Raw genomic sequence first — 19,584 nt, forward strand, 5'->3', positions numbered from 1 at the left:
CGTTGTTCTCGGGAGGGTTTCTTTTTGATTACTTACTCTGTTTTCTGCACCTCAAAAAATCCGCGTTGAGTGCCAGCCTTGCCGTCCTGATTGATTCCGTTCACTTCAATCAGATAACGGCCCGATATGTCGGACGAATAGAAATCGATTTGCCCTTTCCCCTGGGCATTTGTCCGTAGAGAAGGATTCCAGTACAGCAGCGTTCGGGCGTCGGGCAGGCGGCTGGTCTGTTGCTGGGTTGTTACGTAGCGGGGAGCGAAAAATTCTCTCTGTAGCTGCAAACCATCATAATCAACTTTCACCAGTCGATCGTCAAGTGGGAATCCCGCCAGATCACCTTTGTAGGTCATGAAGCTAACAATGCCGTTATAAATCGTACTTCCTACAAAATAACGATTGGTTATTACGTCCAGCTTTTGAATCTTAAGCGGACTGAACGCCATGACTTTGTCGATATTGAAAACCGGAATGCCATCGATCATCACCAACGGGTTTTCGCTGAACAATTCACGGTAGGGCGCATTGGGAACGACGAAGTGAAAACGACCCTGCCGTTTGCGGGGCATCACACCAAGTACGTATTCACGCAATACGTCTTCCATGGTTGGAAAGCGGGTATAGGCGTCGAGCATATACGTTTCGCTGGGTTTTCCGTAGAAACCGGCACTATCGACCGCCGGGTACCGATACCGCAGCGACTGATTCCCCCAGAAGTTATTCTGAACCTGCATGGCAACGCTACGGTCCTCGATAGCACTGGTATTCTGCTCGGTGAGCATTAAGGTGGGTACTGTACTGGTGGGAGGTTGCTCCGAAAAAGGATTGTCGATAGTTAGTTTATACAGACTATCGGCCGGATTCGTTTGGGCATATACCGTTTTGGCACCGTAGAAGTCCAGCGTCTCGAACAATAACCTTCCCTTAGAATCGCTCTTGGCAAAGAACAGGCGAACCGGTTTTCCGGGTGAGGATAGATAGGCCGTTACGCCAGGAACGGGGGCATTATTGACCGCTGGGTTGGTGATACGTCCCCGAATCAGTAACCCATTATAATCAGGCAAAAACTGAAAGCCAGCCAACGCATTGTTTCCCTGACTGGTCAGAATGGTCTCCCATTTGAATCGACGCCAGCCATGGGTCAGCATCAGGTTGTCCGTTGCCCGACGGATTTCGCTGGTTTCAGGCTGGAAGTAATACGTTGGCGATTCAACAGCGCCTTGCAGGTCAGACGTTAACCATAAATAGCTCACAATATCCTTCGGCGTGAACGACGATAAAGAATCGATCCGATAAACGGCTACGGACAAGTCGGCCTGGGCGCTTGTCGACGCGTTGACGGTTGCATCCAGCGTAATTTTACTGCGATGGGGATACTGCTTTAACGTAGTGCCCAGTTGTATGGCTAGCGTATCGGTTGGTCGTTTGAAGTATAAACGCTCGCAGACCGGCTGGCGATTCGCATCGAAAAGCGTGACGTGCGAAATACCATCACCTAGCGCTTTTTTATCGAGTAAAAACAGCGTTTCTCCCTGTAGTGCACGCATCTCCGCTTTTTTAACCGCTTGGCGGGTATGGGCAAACAGGTAGACAGACGTAGCGGTTTTCGCAGTTGTATTGACAGTGATTTTTAGCTGGTCTGCGCCCGCATCATCAACCCGCATCGTATAGCCATCGGCGTACACGGTGGGCATGGCCTGCGTAATGGACTGCCCCTGATTGGTTCGGATAACGACGCGATACGTATCCGTACTGGCTGGCGTGAACGAAAAGGTGCCGATGCCGAATTTAAACGTCTTGAATTGAGCTAATGTATCATTTCCAGGGCCTAAAAGCCAACCTCGGGCGTCAACTCCTTTCCCGCCTGGCTCCGTAACTTTGAAGGCTACGTTGGCCGGTAAACCTTTTACGAGATTACCCCCTTCAGGAAATAGCTGAACACTATAGCTGGGTTTTTCCTGGGCGATTGGTGGATCGAGTGGTTTAAACGGATTAATGATCGTTAACGGTTGCTCGAAGAAATAGGCCGGGCTAAAATTACGCATCCAGCTTGTATAGGCACGTAGTACGTAGTTGCCCGAGAGGATGGACGCTGGTAAAAACAGACTGCCGGTTCCGCCTTCTGCCGACAGCGAAACTTTTGTCTGTAGAACGGGTTTGTGGTCCTGCCCCAGCAGTTCGACATAGGCAACTTTGCTGATCGAAAGAGGCTTATGGAACGTAGCGTCTACGTAGTTTATCTTAAACCACACCGTTTCGCCGGTAAAATGCGACGACTGATCCAGGTGTAGAAAAAGCTTTTCCTGAAGTACCTGCTGCCGATACGTATCAAACGATTGCTGGATAGCATCCGTCGATATCAATTGGGCAGTAGCTGACATCCCTTTCAGAATAAGGACGGGCAATAAAAATTGTTTCAGTATGCGATGCATCAGATAAGTATGTCAATGTCTACTGGTCCCAATAATCTGGTCGTTTCGTTACGCCACCTTTTAATCGGCAGTCAACGCAGTCGAATGACGTGGTCAGGTAAAGTCCCATATCAAACGGACTGATAACCGCTGGCTGATATTCCCGAATATCTGACAGCGATAACGTATCGATCAGGCAGCTGCCATTGCCGGTGAAAATCTGCCAGGGGGGGATCTGGGCTCTACGAATAAAAAGTCGCTTCGTCTCGACGGTGCCAACCCGGAAGAAACCCATTACAAGTTCGTTGGAATTGGCCACCGGATGAATATTGCCAATAACCATTGACGGCTGTGGGTCAAAAATGGAGCCTACGTTCTGGGTTATTTTAGCCAGTTGTTCGTAGTACGAAAAAGCGGGCTCGCTGAGCGCCGTTTGTTTGACCTGAATACTGTATTTGATACCAAGTTTGATGGACGAACTGGGAATGAACCGTAGCGGACGCTGGCTGATTACATCCTGACTCAGCCGAATGGAGGAGGACAGCTGAATGGTTCTGTCGATATAACTGCCCCAGCAACGGTAAACATTTTCGGTTCGATCGACAAGTTGATTGTTTTTCAGCTCCAGCGACGACTGGTAAGCCGCAACGTACTCCCAGGCTTCGTCAAACTCCCACCGATAGTACCGTGTTTTGTTGGTAGGATCGTGCGTATTAACATTGATCTGAATACCATCCGATTGAATCTGCCAGCTAACACTATCGATGGGAGGAGTGGTATTGACCGGTACAAATTCCGACAGATATTCGGCGCCCTGCGCAGTACGAATCCGTAAGCGATACGTTTCGTTCTGCGACGGCACAACGCCCGACAGTGTGTAGACACCACCGCTTTCTTCCTGAAGTTTGTAGCTGGCGTTGCTACTACTTTCGATGCTTACCTGGGCTTTGGTTTCAACCGTTGGTGCTTTTGTATCGGTCAGGTTTTGCGTACGCGATAATTGAATACTGGTCTTTGTGCTAGGCGCACTATTAAAGAACCCACTCACAACCAGATAACTACCCGGCGATGTGACTTCGGGCGGGCGGTAGGGGTCAATACACCCTCCGGCGAGCAGAAGGATAGACCAGGCGAGTAGTTGGCTATAAATGGATTTCTTCATGCGTGGAATTTGCGGCTTAGAGGTCGGCGTCATCCTTAAAATCTAAAGTTGTAGGTAATGGACGGAATGGGTTGCCCAAAAATGGATAATCGATAGCCATTGATGACGCCATTCTCCGATTTGAAATAGACGGAATACACGTTTCTGCGTCCGGTCAGATTATAGACCGAAATTGTCCAGGAACTATGCGCCAGTTTCCTGACCTTGTGGTTCCCTTCGATGTTCATCGCAAAATCGGCCCGGTAGTAGTCTGGAACCCGATACTGGTTCCGCTCCGAGTACAGAATCCGCTGAGCCCCATCGAGCGTAAACTTCGAAACGGGTAACGTAATGGGCCGCCCGGTGCTATAGGTAAAGTTCAACGACAGGCTGAATCGGCGGTTAATCCGATAGTTGCCAATCATTGTCACATCGTGGGGCTTATCGTAGTTGCTTGGATAATAACTGCCCTGATTGATCGTTTCGGCGCTCGTTGGCCCATTGGTACGTAGCAATGTTCGCGCATAGGTGTAGCTGAGCCAGCCATTCAATTTTCCTGTTGCCTTTTTGACGAGAAACTCAACGCCGTAGGCCATTCCCTGCGCATTAACAACATCGGTTTCGATGTGATGATTGAGCAGCAGCACGGCACCGCTCCGGTAATCGAGCAGGTTTTGCATGGTTTTGTAATACACTTCAACCGAGGTTTCAATGGTATTGGTCCGGTTGTTACGGTAAAAGCCCAGCGAATACTGATCGCCAATCTGCGGTTTGATATGCGGATCGCTCAGCTTCCAGATGTCGGTTGGGGCAATAACCGTGGTGTTGGACAGCATCTGAATGTACTGGCGCATCCGGTTAAAACTCGCCTTAATTGACGAAGTTGACGTTAAGGCATAGCGGAGCGAAAAACGATACTCGGGGCCGTGATAGGTTTTAATGGGCTGGTTATTACTGTACGATACCGTATCGATAATCGTGTTAACAGTTTTGGCTAGACCCGGCGCATACTGAAACACAGACCGTGGACCGAGATACGTGTAAGCCGAGTAACGTAGCCCACCACTGATCGATAATTTGGGGGTGATGTCAAACTTGTCGCCTACATAAATCGCATTTTCGATACCCTGTTCGTTGGCCACCACATCGGGCAGGATGAGTGATTCGCTACCCCGTGGCTGAAAATTGCCGGGCGATAGTTTGTAGAGGGTGGAACTGATACCAAAATCAAGGGAATGCTGATTGCTCGGAAAATAATTGAAATCGGCTTTAAGCTGCGACTGGTTAATACCGAAATTCAGATTATACGCATTTACCGGGTTTTTCTCGCTGTAGACGTTGTATTTATAGCCGCTGTAACTCCCCGTGAAAACGCTGTATAGTTTATTGTTAATAATGTGTTTCCACTTCAGAGTTGCGGCCTGATTCTGATATTGATACGTCGTGTCGCTGTTGAGTCGGAAACTATCGCTGCTTAAATAGCCGGTCACATACAACGTGTTACGTTCATTGAAATCGTGCGTAACGTGCAGATTCAGGTCGTAAAACGAAGCCCGGCTATTATTAAACGCCGTGTTCGGTAACTGACGTAGCAACCAGTCTGAATACGTTGAACGGCCGCCGATAATGAACGACGTTTTATCTTTTAATATAGGTCCTTCCAGCGTCAAACGACTCGTGAGCAAGCCGATACCGCCCGAGCCGACCAGTTTCTTTTTGTTGCCATCGCGCGTCTGGACTTCCAGTACCGATGAGAGTCGGCCGCCAAAACGGGACGGAATACCGCTTTTATAGAGTTCAGCGCTTTTGATGATATCAGGGTTAAACGCCGAGAAGAATCCAAATAAATGGGAAGTATTGTAAATCATGGCGTCGTTATAGAGAATCAAATTCTGATCAGTGGCCCCTCCGCGCACGTTAAGACCGGTAGAACTTTCGCCGACTGATTTTACGCCCGGAAGCGTCAGAATAACACGGAGCAGATCGGCTTCACCCAGCGCCGTCGGCACCTGTTTGATCGTTTTAATATCGACCCGCTGCTGGCCCATCTGCATCCCCGATATATTGACGTCTTTCTCGGCTTCGATCACGACTTCTTTCAGGGCTATTACGTCGTCTTCCATCTCAATATCCAGTTTCCCGTCTGAATACAGAATAATCCGGCGCCGGGCATCTTTCATGCCGATGCTACGTAGTTTCAGGTCATGGCGTCCGCGTGGTAACGTAATGGAATAGTAGCCGAACTGGTCGGTTACGGTTCCCATTCGTGGGTTTTCGATGTAGACGGCGGCCCCCACAACGGGTTCGCCGGAGGCTACGTTCCGTATTGAACCCGCAATGGTAGACCGGCCCGGCCTGATTGGATTGGTACGTCGGCCGATGTCATATACCTTATCGGGTTCAACGCGTTTGGCTTTGCCAAGCGTCAGGTAAGCATTGGCCGTTGAGTCGGTAGGGGCGGTGCCACCACCCCGAAAGTAACCAACAGGCAAATCAGTATGGATGGGTTGATCGAATGTAATGTAAATACGTTGCTGGCGGTCGACGGCGTAGAAATACCGCGTTCCTTCGAAAAGCTGACGAAGTACACTACGTATTGGCTGCTGATCGGCCTGTAGGTTAACAAGCAGGCTGTCGACATCGCTGGGGTTATAAAAAAAACGGTAGGGGGTACTGCTTTCAATCTGCCGAACGAACTGTTCGAAACGTAGATTGGCAAAATTACCAGTGATGGGCTTCTCGGTAGGTTGTTGTGCCTTTACCGTGGTTATGAGGCCAATGACGAACAGAAATGGGATAAGAGTGCGGTAGAGTTGAACCATTAGTAAGGCGTTAATTTTTCATACTGTTGTACTATTGCCGTTATGGCCTCTTCACGCTGCTGATTGAACTTGATTTTGGTTGACCGCAGGTATTTTCGAAGTGTTGCACTCTGGTCGGGAAACAAGGCAAAGACCGACCGTTTGCTTTTTACTTCGTGATAAGCCCCATCTTTAAAAATGAAGTACCTGTCCCTGACCAGATAATTTCCCTGATAAACCCGTTGCGACAAATCGTCCTGAACGGTTTTTTTTCGTTTGGCCAGAAACTTGACTGGCCCGTTGTGCAGCACCTGGTAGAAGCCCGTACTCACGCCTGCTGCGCTATCGGCCACCAGTCGAACAAACTGATAGTTGCGGAAAGCGAACGAACTGATACGTTCGCTGTGAGGACGAATCCGAAAGACACTTTCACTCAGCCGGATGGCCAGCTCGTCGCGAACGATATCGTACTGCATCATGACGTTCTGATGGTCAATCCCATTGTAAGACAGAGACCCCAGTTGCAGACTATCCGTTGCGAAGTAAGGATGGATTTTTATTCGTCGGTCGTGCGGAATATGCTCATTGCCATTATAAAGAAGCATATTTTCGGTTAGCGAACCTTTATAGAGTTGAATGGTCCGATTCTGAGCTAAAGCCAGAAATGAGCTGTCGGAACGGGCGGTTTGGCCGAGGGTATCCGTTACCAGGAAAAAAGATAAAACACTAAGCGCCAGATAATGCATAGATTAACGTTGACATGCCGATAAGCTGTTCGTCAAAAAGGATGAATTCGTCAGATAATAATGATCACAGCCGTATTTTTCTTATACGGTTCGTTTCTGTAATAAACTAAGCGGTGGAAAAATCCACCTTTGAGACGGTTAAGAAGGTGCTCTGGAACTATGTGTGAGCAGGTAGAAGAACAAAGATCAAGAACTGCAAGATATACGCTAGTGATGATACGTACAAGACGTTTGTTGAATAAAGAATTGAAAAGACGGGAGAGTAAGCAGATTGAGGTAAGCAGACAGATTGATACGTAAGAGAAACAGAATTAGTCCTGGTTTAATCCTCTTTGTAGAACGTCCTGAATCGCTGGCAATTCGGACTCAACCGTTTGGATATAGGTGTCGACAAGAGGACCTACTTCTTCGATCCCTTTTTGGGCTTTCACCAGGGCCTCGATGGATAAATTCTGCTCAGTAATTTTTGTTAAACCCATCATCATAGCGGGCGCTTTCTGCGTGTGGAGTGTTCGACCAATGGCGGGTACATCCTTATCCTGCAGGGCCAGCTTTAACTCATCCAGTTCTTTAGGGGTTTTGTCAAGATAAATTTCCAGTAGTTCCAGGGCCAGTTCGGCATCGTTTCCTACTGAATTGAGGAGCGGCTCCAGGGAGAACGTAGCAGGATTTGATGATGGTAGGGCGGTGGCGGGTTCAAGCAGGGACGAAAATTGAACGTCTTTATGCAGACCATAGTGGAGAATCATTCGTTGCAGATCCTCCATCTGGAACGGTTTCGGCAGAAAATCATTCATCCCTGCCTGCAAACATTGTTCGCGCTCGCTGGCCAGCGCGTGGGCCGTCATGGCTATAATCGGAATGTTGCTACGTAGCGTATGGCGGATGTGATACGTGGTCTGATAGCCATCCATAATCGGCATCTGAATATCCATCAGGATCAGGTCGAAATTCTCTTCCTGAAGCATATCGAGTGCCTGTTGACCATTCTCGGCAAGCCGGGCCTGATAGCCCAGGCGTTTGATAACCTGCAGGACCAGCCGCTGATTCATTACGTTATCTTCAACGGCCAGAATTTTCAAAAGTTTCGTCTCGCTGTCGGTGAGGGCCACGCCAGGGTCCATCGTTTGCCGAATCGATTCAGGCGCAATAGGGTACGTTAATTCAATCGTAAATTCAGAACCTTTGCCGGGTTCGCTGCTTACGTTAATCGAGCCGCCAAGCATGTGCGTAAGCGACTTTACGATATTGAGACCAAGGCCCGTGCCGCCGTAAAAACGAGTTGTGAAGTTGCTGGCCTGACGGAAACGTTCAAAAATATGGGGTAGCGCATCAGCGTCGATACCAATGCCGGTATCCTTAACCGAAAACCGAACCCGTACCGATTCGTCACGTATACCCTGATTAACAATGTGGGCCGAAACGGAGCCTTCTTTGGTGAATTTGATGGCATTGCTGAGCAAGTTCAGCAGGATTTGGGTAAGGCGTGTAGGATCGCCCAGAACCAGCGACGGCAACGTAGCATCTACCTCGAAGATCAATTGCAGATTTTTGTCGGCAGCTGCTGGCAGCAACATGGTCTGAAGCGAAGCCGTTAAGGAATGAATGTTGAATGGAATCGACTCAAGGTCGATCATGCCCGCTTCGATTTTGGATATATCCAGAATGTCGTTGACAATGGTAAGCAGGTTTTTTCCGGCCGTCTGAATGAGTTTCACATAATCGGCCTGCTCGGTGTTAAGGGGGGTGTGTTCAAGCAGGTTGGAAAACCCGATTACTGAGTTGAGTGGTGTACGGATCTCGTGGCTCATGTTGGCCAGGAAATTCTGCTTCAACCGGGCCGCCTGTTCCGCCATTTCCTTTGCTTCTTCCAGCCGAAAATGCGATTGTGCCCGTTCGCTGATATCAATGCTGGACGAGACAACGTATTGCAGGGTGCCGTCCGTATCAAAAACCGGACTGGCCGAACTCATCAATTGAATCTTTTTGCCATCAATGTGTACTTCTATATCATCCACCTGACTAGCCTCACCTCTAAGGGCTCTATAGGCTGGTCGGCGTTCAATCGGGTAGGGGTTGCCACTGGGATATTGATAAAGTTCAACCTTCCTTAACAGTTCAGTGTAGTTCTTTGAGGTACCCAGCGATCCAAACGTTTTCATAGATGCCTGATTGGCATAGTAAAGAGTACCTTCCTGATCAGTAACCATGATAGAAACAGGTACTGCTTCCAGAAACTGTTTGAGTTGCTGTTCGCTCTGTGCCAGTTTTTTGTTGAGCTGATTCGTATCGCGCAGGGTTTGAAATAGCCGGTAAATAGCCCAGAGAATGATGAGTAAAGCTGCTGCTGCCCCCACCAGGCTACTGGTTGTCGCATAGTTAGCCGATTGTTCGCTAGAAGCCGCTCTAACGTTCAGCAGGTCGTTTTCGACCGTTTCAATCGTTTTTAACTGATTGAAGAGCTGTGTGCTTAGACTCACGAAATTTTCGACAGAATCTAAGTGAGCAAGACCATTTCCGGTTGTGTTCTGCGAGAATAGGAACTCGCCGTGTTCCAGCTTTTGCTGAACCAACCGATCAACAGCCAGCAGGCGATTATGCTGAGATGGCCTTGCGGCAGTTAGTGTTATGATTTGCTTTAAATATGCCTTGATCTCCCGTGTGTTTCGATCATAGTCTGCTTTAAAAAAATGATTTCGATTACTAAGCAGATAACCCCGAAGATCATTATCCAGAGTAATTATATGGGCTTGTAATTGCTGGGTTTTCTGTAGTACAAGATGGGTATGAATCAGCCATTCGTTCTGTTCAACTATGCGTTGGGTAGTGCGAAGGGAGTTAATTCCAATAAGTATCGGAATTAACAGTCCAACCGCTAATATCCAGCCAATTCGTTTTGTAGACTCCATAGGTAATACGTAGGCCGACTTACTTTTCGGGTTAGCGTTGGATGCGTACAGCCTGATCTGTACAAACCGAATCAACCTCACCCCTCAAATGTTTCCCCGATGCTACTCAATTACGTAAAAATTGGCACTCAACGCTACTACCAGTACGGCCTGACCGTGTATGGCAAGACACATAGACGCTGATAAATTAGCACGTAGTGCCACATAGAATGATATATCAAATGTATAAACGAAAGATTACGTAAATAATAAGTTTGTTATTAGTTCGAGAAATAAACTATTTGGCTGTTGATTGCTTATCGGTTGCCAGCGTTTGAAGGTAGTTATTTTGTGTGGTTTTGAAAAGTGATTGCCAATGGCAGCAGGGTTATTCCTAAGAGAAGGATGGAAGAGAACGGCCTTTTTCGTTTCTTTGTCCTATGCAACAATATCACGATCTACTACGCCATATCCTGGCTAATGGGACTCGCAAAACAGATCGTACCGGCACGGGTACGATTAGTGTTTTTGGCTATCAGATGCGCTTTAATCTGCAGGAAGGCTTTCCACTGCTGACAACCAAAAAAGTACATACAAAGTCGATTATTCACGAACTGCTTTGGTTTATCAAAGGCGATACAAATATTAAATACCTGAAAGACAACGGCGTATCGATCTGGGATGAATGGGCTGACGAGAACGGCGATCTGGGGCCGGTATATGGTCGTCAGTGGCGCAGCTGGGCTACTACCGATGGACGTACCATCGATCAGTTAGCTGACGTATTGAAGCAGCTTAAAAACTCGCCCGATTCGCGCCGAATGATCGTCTCGGCCTGGAACCCGGCCGATGTACCCGGTATGGCATTGCCGCCCTGCCATGCGTTGTTCCAGTTCTACGTAGCAGACGGAAAATTGTCGTGCCAGCTCTACCAACGTAGCGCCGACGTATTTCTGGGCGTTCCGTTCAATATTGCGTCGTATGCGCTACTGACGATGATGATTGCGCAGGAATGTGGCCTGGAACCTTACGAGTTTATCTGGACAGGGGGCGATACGCATCTGTATCTGAATCACCTGGAACAGGTAGAGACGCAGCTTGCCCGTGAGCCCCGACCATTACCAACCATGCGTTTGAATCCTGACGTGAAATCGATTTTCGACTTTACTTACGACGATTTCACGCTCGAAAACTATAATCCGTATCCGGCCATTAAGGCACCGGTAGCCGTCTAACCTGTTTTAATGGAGTATTATAAGCAACTCTTTGATGATCCTGACTCCATTCCTGAGCGATGGATAAGTCAGGAATTCGAGGAATGTACGTTCCGAAAACTCGATCTGTCGCGAATGGCTTTTTCTGGGTCGAATTTAGTCAACTGCCGGTTCGAGGCTTGTAATCTGGGGGGTATTGAGCTGAAGAATACGAAGCTGTATGATGTTAGCTTCATTAACTGCAAGTTGGCTCACGTCGATTTCGGTAGTTGCAATGCGTTTGGCTTCCACGTTGATTTTCAGGAGTGTATGCTTGATTACACTGTTTTTCTGAATCGTAAGCTCAAGAAATCGCATTTCATTGATTGCTCGCTAAAAGAAGCTTATTTCCTGAAGTGCGATTTAACAGGAACGGCTTTTAAGCACTGTAATCTGGAGTTGACCAGGTTCGAAGACAATAATCTGACGCAGGTTGATTTTGCCAGCTCCTATAATCTGGAAATAAATCCAGACAGTAATAAGCTAAAAAAGGCCCGGTTCTCGCTGGAGAGTCTGCCGGGCCTTTTAACGAAACATGATCTGATTGTCAGTAAGTAGCCTACATTGTAATTGCCATTTTTGTCATCCCGACCGGTCCGCCGGTGCGGCAGGAGGGATGACAGAAATACGCCGATTATTATTCAGTTTTAGAAAGTTCAAACAGACTCACAATACAGCGGGCACTAAGCTTCTACAAGTTCCCTTTACGCATTTCTTTTACGGCATAGTCGGCAGCGCGGGCGGTGATCGCCATAAACGTCAACGACGGGTTTTGGGTTGAGGTCGACGTCATGCAGGCTCCGTCCGTTACAAATACGTTTTTGCAGTTGTGGAATTGATTCCATTTGTTGAGCATCGACGTTTTGGGGTCTTTCCCCATCCGGACGCCACCCATTTCATGAATGTCAAGTCCGGGCGCTTTGTCGGGTTTGTCGTGAGTCTGAATGTTGGTAAATCCTGAAACGGTCAGCATTTCGGTCATCTGCTCATGGAAATCCCGAATCATTTTTTCGTCATTCTCGTCGTAAGCGACCGATACGCGAAGCTGTGGAATTCCCCAGGGGTCAGTCAGGGTTGAATCCAGTGCAACGTAGTTCGTTTCTTTCGGAATGGTTTCGCCCATCATATGCGATCCTACGCGCCAGTTGCCGTATTTCGGCTGCATCAAACTCGTTTTTAGCGTTTCGCCCATGCCCGACGTATCGACCTGCGTCATGCGCGACGAACCAAAACCGGCAGCATAGCCACGCAGGAAGTCTGTTTCCTGCTTCGCTACGTTCCGAAAACGAGGAATGTAACTACCATTGGGGCGAATACCATCCGTCGTAGTGTCCTGAAATCCTTCGTGTTCGGCAGAAATCGTCGTGCGGAAATTATGGAAAGCAACGTATTTGCCCAGCAACCCATTGTCGTTACCCAACCCTTTCGGGAAGCGATTGGAAGTCGAGTTCAAAAGAATCAGATTCGAGTTCAGGCAAGCCGCATTCACGAAGATGATTCGGGCGTAGTACTCGGTCATTTGTTTCGTATTGGCATCGATAACCCGCACACCCGACGCCTTATTTTTTTTCTCATCGAAAATAATCGAATGAACAACCGAATCAGGCCGAAGGGTGAGTTTGCCAGTCTTGGCAGCCCAGGGCAAGGTCGACGAATTGCTGCTGAAATAGCCACCATACGGACAGCCCCGCTGACATAGGGAACGGTTCTGACATTGTCCGCGCCCCTGCTGGTAGTGAATAGGCTGGGGTTTTGTCAGGTGAGCGCAACGGCCAATAATAACAGGACGGGTGCCTTTATAACGTAGCGCCATCTGATCGGTAAAATGCTTCTCCACGCAGGATTGTTCGTGAGGAGGCAGGAACTCACCATCGGGCAATTGAGCCAATCCGTCTTTGTTGCCGGATATGCCCGCAAACCGTTCTACGTAGCTATACCAGGGCGCAATATCGGCGTAACGAATGGGCCAGTCGACCGCGAAACCATCGCGCGCGGGACCATCGAAATCATAATCAGACCAGCGTTGCGTACCCCGTGCCCACATCAGTGATTTTCCGCCTACCTGATAGCCCCGAATCCAATCGAATGGCTTTTCCTGTATGTACGGATGGTCTGCATCTTTGACAAAAAAATGACTGGCATCTTCCCGGTTGGCGTAGCATCGGCTGGCAACCGGGTTGGCGTCTCTATACTCTTTGGAAAGCTGGCCCAGGTGCTCAAATTCCCAGGGCTGCATCATGGTTGTAGGGTAGTCGGTTATATGTTTTACGTCACGGCCACGCTCCAGAACCAGCGTGCGTAATCCTTTGCCGGTTAGTTCTTTGGCTGCCCAGCCACCACTAATACCTGAACCAACAACGATGGCGTCGAAAGTCCGGGCTTTTATAGAATCTATAGTTAGAAAAGACATGATAGAACAGAGAAAAGTAACGGAGAATAAGGTAGATTACTTAGTGACCAGCGCCGAGTGGAACGCTCTGAACCGGAACGCAGCCGTGGTAATAGCCGGGAGCCATATTGAACTTCTGAATCGTAGTCATGTAGAATTCAGAGTTCGTGTACCCCTGAATGGTCAGACCTTTAATCATATCGACAAAAGGTTTGGCTGTCGGATCTGTTGAGTTGGTGAGACGCGCCAGTACGTCGGCCCGTTGCGTAGCTTCACAATCGACAAAGAGCTTTGAATAAGCCTGCTGCGCTGTCGAATCCGTTAGGGCCAGGCCCTGTTGTAAGGTTGTGCTGGCCTGCGGATCGTAGCAGTCACGAATCATTCGCAGGGCAAACCGATGTACATTAAGTGCTTTGGCTCCGGGCGTGTTTGTTTGTGGGATTAATGTCTCCACAATTTCTCCAAGAAAGGATTCCTGATCGGCGGGTACATTCGGGATGAGGCCAATCGATTCAGGTGTCCAGCCTGATGCCCAGGCTGGTAGGCTAAGTAAGCCTCCAAATGAAAGAGCCAGGCTCTTTACTGCAGAACGGCGTTGCATAGGTATAGTTGACAATAGCGAACAATCAAAAGCAGATAACGATAAATTACCTACTTGTTATATATGATATTCTCTTCCCCACTACTGGTTGCAATGATGTAAGAATAAAAGGATGGGGGCGAAATGGACTATTTCTAAATTAGCGTACTTTGCTTTTGTCCTCGAACTTTCCGGTGAACTATCTGTTAAGGCAGATAACGCAGTCGATTTACAATGAGAGCATTGGTGGCATTTATACTGGCAACACAGGTACTGGTAAGCAGTCTGCTTCCTGGTTTCGGTGTAGATCAGTCCGCCAAGCTTGTCGATCTGGCGCAGCATTATCAGCAGCACCGGAAAACGGAGCCAGACTTGGGCTTCCTAGATTTTATGGAGATGCACTATGGCGCAAATGCAGAGCACCAGAAGCATCCGAATCATAGCCACCACAATCTGCCAGCAGTTGGTCATGCGGTTCCGGCGTTTACTGAACCGTCGGTTATACTCCTATCATTGATGGCCCTCTCGGTACTATTGCTGGCGCAAACGGCCTGTTTTCGATACGCTAATTTATACTCATTTGTCAACGTATCGTCGTTGATCAATCCACCCCGACGCTAGCGGGGGCGTACCTGTTGGCCAAACTGTATCCCTACGGGTCGATTTCCCTCATTCTTCTCACCTTTTTCCGGGCTTTTGTAATCCGTTGGCACAAGTTGGGCTACGTTACTAGTCTGGTAATCAGTTTTAACCAAGCTGTTTGAACGTTACTGTGGTCGCGTTTTTGTCATTGCGACATAGGAGCAATGATAAAAATACCATTCTTACTAACGACACAGCTTTAACGCATTAATCCATCGGTTGCATTACGCCGAATGGAGCCCGTACGCTACTATTCAGGAGTTATCATAAGCCTACTTACCGTTCGTCGTCGCGATGTTGAACGCCATTATTCATTTTTCAATCCATAATAAATTAATTGTCGGTTTGTTCACCCTGGCGCTGGTTGGTTGGGGGGCCTGGTCGGCCTCGCAATTGCCGATTGATGCGGTGCCCGACATCACCAATAATCAGGTACAGGTCATTACCAGCAGCCCATCGCTGGCGGCTGAAGACATCGAACGGCTGGTGACGTTTCCTATTGAAGTAGGTTTATCGAACATTCCCGGCCTGACCGAAATTCGTTCGTTTTCCCGGTTTGGACTGTCCATCGTCACGGTCGTGTTTTCCGATGCGACGGATGTGTACTGGGCGCGTCAGCAGATCAGCGAACGATTGCAGAACGTAATCGGGCAGATTCCACCCGGCGTAGGCACACCGGTGATGGCGCCCGTCACAACAGGACTGGGCGAAATTTTCCAGTATACAGTCGTTCCGAAGAAGGGTTACGAAAGTCGGTACTCACTAACCGATCTACGTACCATTCAGGACTGGACCATCCGCCGGGCTCTATTGGGTACACCCGGCGTGGCTGATGTCAGTGGATTTGGTGGGTTGCTGAAACAGTATGAGATTGCCGTCGACCCCGACCGCTTACGGAGCGTTGGCATCACCATCACCGACCTCTATACAGCGCTTCAGCAAAACAACCAGAACACGGGTGGTGCTTACATCGACAAGAAACCAAATGCCTTCTTCATCCGCTCCGACGGTCTGATCCAGTCGCCCAGCGATATTGCCGACATCGTTATCCGGCTAAATAACCAGGGGTTACCGGTGCGCGTGCGAGACGTAGCACAGGTGCAAATCGGATCGGCAGTACGTTACGGTGCCGTGACCCGTAACGGCGAAGGCGAAACGGTAGGCGCTGTGGTTATGATGATTAAAGGCGAAAACTCATCGGCGGTTATTAAACGGGTTAAGGAAAAAATTGCCCAGATTCAAAAGACGCTACCCCCCGGTGTGCAGATTGTTCCGTTTCTGGACCGTACCAAAATGGTGAACAGTGCCATCGGTACGGTAGAGCGGAATTTGCTGGAAGGGGCTACCATTGTCATTGTGGTGCTGGTGTTGTTGCTGGGCAATTTTCGGGCGGGTATTGTGGTCGCATCCGTCATTCCGCTGGCGTTGCTGTTTGCCATTTCGATGATGAATCTGTTCGGCGTGTCGGGGAACCTGATGAGCCTGGGTGCTATTGACTTTGGGCTGATTGTCGACGGAGCGGTTATTATCGTTGAAGCGACGTTGCACCATATTCATTCCCGAATGAACGAACGGGTGAAGACGCCCTCCGATGTGGAGTTCCTGACTCAGTCCGAAATGGACGACGAAGTGTATCAATCGGCGGGGCGTATTCGGTCGTCGGCGGCTTTTGGCGAAATCATCATTCTGATTGTGTATCTGCCAATTTTGGCCCTGTCGGGTATCGAAGGGAAGATGTTTCGGCCAATGGCCCTGACGGTAGCCTTTGCTATTCTGGGGGCGTTTATTCTGTCGCTCACCTACGTGCCGATGGTGTCGGCCCTGCTGCTCAGCAAGAAAATCGAGCATAAAGAGTCGTATTCGGACCGGATCATCAAGCGGGTTCATCGCGTTTACGAACCGATTCTGCTACGTGCGCTCCATCATCGGCTGCTGATTCTGAGCAGTGCCGTTCTGCTGCTGGGCGTTGCACTGTTTCTGTTTTCGCGGATGGGGGGCGAGTTTATTCCACAGCTCGACGAGGGTGATTTCGCGGTCGATACGCGCACGCTGACGGGTAGCTCGCTGTCCGAAACCGTCGATGCTACGTTGAAAGCGCAGCGGATTCTGCTCAAACAATTTCCGGAGGTCGAACAGGTGGTGGGAAAAATTGGCTCCGGCGAAATTCCGACTGACCCGATGCCCATTGAAGCTTCTGACCTGATGGTTATTCTCAAACCAAAAGACGACTGGACATCAGCCAAAACGCGCGATGAGTTGGCCGGAAAGATGGCGGAAGCCTTGTCGGTTATTCCGGGCGTTACGTTCGGGTTTCAGCAACCCGTACAGATGCGTTTCAACGAACTGATGACCGGCGCGCGGCAGGACGTAGCCCTGAAGATTTACGGCGAAGATTTGGGCCAACTCACGAAACTGGCTGAGCAGGTCGGCGGACTGATCCGAACTATAGACGGAGCCAAAGACCTGTATATCGAGCAGGTGGGCGGACTGTCGCAAATTCTGATCCGGCTCGACCGGGCACAGATTGCCAAGTTTGGGCTGAACGTAGCGGACGTGAATCGGGTCATCAACACCGCGTTTGCCGGGCAGTCGGCGGGGCTGGTTTTTGAAGGCGAGAAACGGTTCGATCTGGTGGTTCGTCTGGCAGCGGATCGACGGCAGAGTGTCGATGATATTCGAAATGTGTACGTATCGGTTCCGGCCAGTGCCGCTGGCCCTGCCCAGCAGATTCCGCTTGGACAGATTGCTCAGGTGACAATTCAGGAGGCCCCTAATCAGATTCAGCGGGACGATACCCACCGACGGATTACACTGGGGTTCAATGTAAGGGGCCGCGATGTCGAAAGTATCGTTACAGAATTGCAGCAGAAAGTGGGGCAGCGGATCAAATTCCCGCCCGGCTATTCCATCAAATACGGCGGACAGTTTCAGAACCTGGTCGATGCCAAGCAACGATTGAGCATTGCCGTGCCGATTGCGCTGGCCCTGATTTTTGCCCTGCTGTTTTTTACGTTCCACTCCATTCGGCAGAGTTTACTCATTTTTATGGCGATTCCGATGGCGGCTATCGGGGGTGTATTTGCGCTCCTGATTCGGGGCATGCCGTTCAGTATTTCGGCGGGTGTTGGCTTCATCGCGCTGTTTGGAGTAGCTGTCTTGAATGGTATTGTCCTGATTGCGGAGTTTAATCGGCTTCGGCACGAGGAAGGTATCACCGATATGACCGAAATTATCCGGCAGGGGGCCGAGGTGCGGCTACGGCCGGTTATTATGACGGCCCTGGTGGCTTCGTTTGGGTTCATTCCGATGGCCATTTCGAACTCAGCGGGTGCCGAGGTTCAAAAGCCACTGGCTACCGTCGTGATTGGAGGTTTGCTGACCGCTACGTTGCTGACGCTTATCGTATTGCCCATTCTGTACTCGTTGTTCGAGCGAAAAGCTGTAGAAAAAGAAGCGCAGGCCGCCCGATCGCCGAAGGCAGCCGCTCCAATAAAAATTGCCAGCATCCTCCTCCTGCTGGGTCTGGCTACAACGGGCTGGGCACAAGGTCCGCAACAGCTTACGTTGCAGCAGGCCATTCAGCAGGCTACCACGCGAAACGGTCAGTTACAAACGGCGAATCTGGGTGTTAGCCAGCAGCAGGCGTTACGTCGGACGGCCTACGATGCCGGGCGGTTGTCGGCTACGCTCATGCTGGGCCAGTACAACAGTCGCCGATTCGACAACAATCTCACCCTAACGCAAACCATCCCGAATCCGACGCTGATGCGTCGGTTGGCCCAGCTGAACGATCAGACGGTCAGCGCACGGCAGGCGGAGGTGGCCGTTACGCAAAACGATATTCAGTACGGGGTCAAGTCAGCCTATTACGAATTGAACTATCTGTACCGGAAACGGCAGTTGTTTCAGCAACAGGATACCGTGCTGACCGAATTCGTCAAGGCGGCTACGTTACGGGTCAAAACCGGAGAAACGGGCAGTCTGGAAAAAGCCACGGCGGAAAGCCAGCTGGCCGACCAGCGGGTTAGACTAGCGCAGAATGAAGCGAGTCTCATTGCTAGCCGAAGTCAGTTGCAAATGTTGCTGTATAGCCCCCAGCCGGTTGAGGTTATTAGTGAACCGTTGCCGAAACTAACCGTCGACGGGATTCAGGACAGTATAGCCCTGGCTCGCAATCCACAACTTCGGCAGCTACAAGAGCAGATTCGGGTGGCGGAACAAAGCCGACTAGTGGAGCAGGCCCGGCTGAAACCCGATTTCCTGGTTGGGCTGTTCAGTCAGACGCTCATTGGCAGTCAACTGATCGATGGGCAGGAACTGTATTTTGGGCCTGGCTATCGGTTCAGCGGGGGGCAGGTTGGCGTTACGTTCCCGCTAATCGGTCAGCCGCAGAAAGCGCGGATCAATGCCGCCCGTATTGGTGAACAACTCGCCCAGACCGAATTGAAAAACCGACAGTTCGCGCTGAGTCAGCAACTAAAACAGGCGGTTGGGCAATACCAGCAGTATCAACAGGCACTGACCTATTACGAAACGAACGGGCTGGCGCAGGCGGATCTGATTCAAACCAATGCCCGACGCGCGTTCAGCAGTGGCGACATCGGCTACGTCGAATTTTCGCTGGCTCTGCAACAGGCTTTTACGATTCGGTCAAACTATCTCGACCTGCTCAACCAATACAACCAATCTGTTCTCTCCATCAACTACTTACTGGGTAACTCCTGATCCGACCCATG

At 49.8% G+C, this 19,584-nt stretch carries 11 protein-coding genes; 4 read left to right on the forward strand and 7 right to left on the reverse strand.

The features are described 5' to 3' along the window. Positions 1–32 precede the first annotated feature (32 nt). The 5 genes from GK108_RS06325 to GK108_RS06345 all read right to left on the reverse strand — a co-directional run bounded on the left by GK108_RS06325 (position 33) and on the right by GK108_RS06345 (position 10,005). A complete protein-coding gene (locus tag GK108_RS06325; protein WP_163944538.1) occupies positions 33–2,429 on the reverse strand; it encodes a hypothetical protein in 2,397 nt (798 codons plus the stop codon). 19 nt (positions 2,430–2,448) lie between these two features. Continuing rightward, a complete protein-coding gene (locus tag GK108_RS06330; protein ID WP_163944540.1) occupies positions 2,449–3,570 on the reverse strand; it encodes a DUF4249 domain-containing protein in 1,122 nt (373 codons plus the stop codon). Between the two features lie 35 nt (positions 3,571–3,605). After that, on the reverse strand, positions 3,606–6,371 hold the full coding sequence (locus tag GK108_RS06335; protein WP_163944542.1) for a TonB-dependent receptor: 2,766 nt from the start codon (positions 6,369–6,371) through the stop codon (positions 3,606–3,608). Further along, entirely contained in the window at positions 6,371–7,096 is a 726-nt protein-coding gene (locus GK108_RS06340; RefSeq protein WP_163944545.1) for a hypothetical protein, read from the reverse strand. The genes GK108_RS06335 and GK108_RS06340 overlap by 1 nt, the downstream gene beginning before the upstream one ends. Positions 7,097–7,407: 311 nt before the next feature. Beyond that, entirely contained in the window at positions 7,408–10,005 is a 2,598-nt protein-coding gene (locus GK108_RS06345) for a response regulator (RefSeq protein WP_170305384.1), read from the reverse strand. A gap of 419 nt (positions 10,006–10,424) precedes the next feature. Here GK108_RS06345 and GK108_RS06350 point away from each other — a divergent pair, with 419 nt between their 5' ends. Next, complete coding sequence (locus GK108_RS06350) at positions 10,425–11,219, forward strand: thymidylate synthase (RefSeq protein ID WP_163944547.1); 795 nt, start codon at positions 10,425–10,427, stop codon at positions 11,217–11,219. Between the two features lie 9 nt (positions 11,220–11,228). Continuing rightward, positions 11,229–11,795 (forward strand): pentapeptide repeat-containing protein, encoded by a 567-nt coding sequence (locus GK108_RS06355; protein WP_163944550.1) that lies wholly within the window; start codon positions 11,229–11,231, stop codon positions 11,793–11,795. A 133-nt stretch (positions 11,796–11,928) separates the two neighbouring features. On the opposite strand, the gene GK108_RS06360 is transcribed toward GK108_RS06355, so the two are convergent. Both GK108_RS06360 and GK108_RS06365 read right to left on the reverse strand, forming a co-directional pair. Beyond that, complete coding sequence (locus GK108_RS06360; protein WP_163944553.1) at positions 11,929–13,647, reverse strand: GMC oxidoreductase; 1,719 nt, start codon at positions 13,645–13,647, stop codon at positions 11,929–11,931. Between the two features lie 40 nt (positions 13,648–13,687). Next, the gene (locus tag GK108_RS06365; protein WP_163944556.1) at positions 13,688–14,227 is read right to left on the reverse strand and encodes a gluconate 2-dehydrogenase subunit 3 family protein; all 540 of its coding nucleotides are present in this window, start codon (positions 14,225–14,227) and stop codon (positions 13,688–13,690) included. A gap of 213 nt (positions 14,228–14,440) precedes the next feature. Between GK108_RS06365 and GK108_RS06370 the strand changes: the two genes are divergently transcribed. Both GK108_RS06370 and GK108_RS06375 read left to right on the forward strand, forming a co-directional pair. Beyond that, positions 14,441–14,827: a hypothetical protein gene (locus GK108_RS06370; protein WP_163944558.1), complete on the forward strand. Its 387-nt coding sequence runs from the start codon at positions 14,441–14,443 to the stop codon at positions 14,825–14,827. 315 nt (positions 14,828–15,142) lie between these two features. Further along, positions 15,143–19,573: a CusA/CzcA family heavy metal efflux RND transporter gene (locus tag GK108_RS06375; protein ID WP_163944561.1), complete on the forward strand. Its 4,431-nt coding sequence runs from the start codon at positions 15,143–15,145 to the stop codon at positions 19,571–19,573. Positions 19,574–19,584: the final 11 nt, after the last annotated feature.

Source organism: Spirosoma terrae (genome assembly GCF_010435915.1).
GTDB lineage: Bacteria > Bacteroidota > Bacteroidia > Cytophagales > Spirosomataceae > Spirosoma > Spirosoma terrae.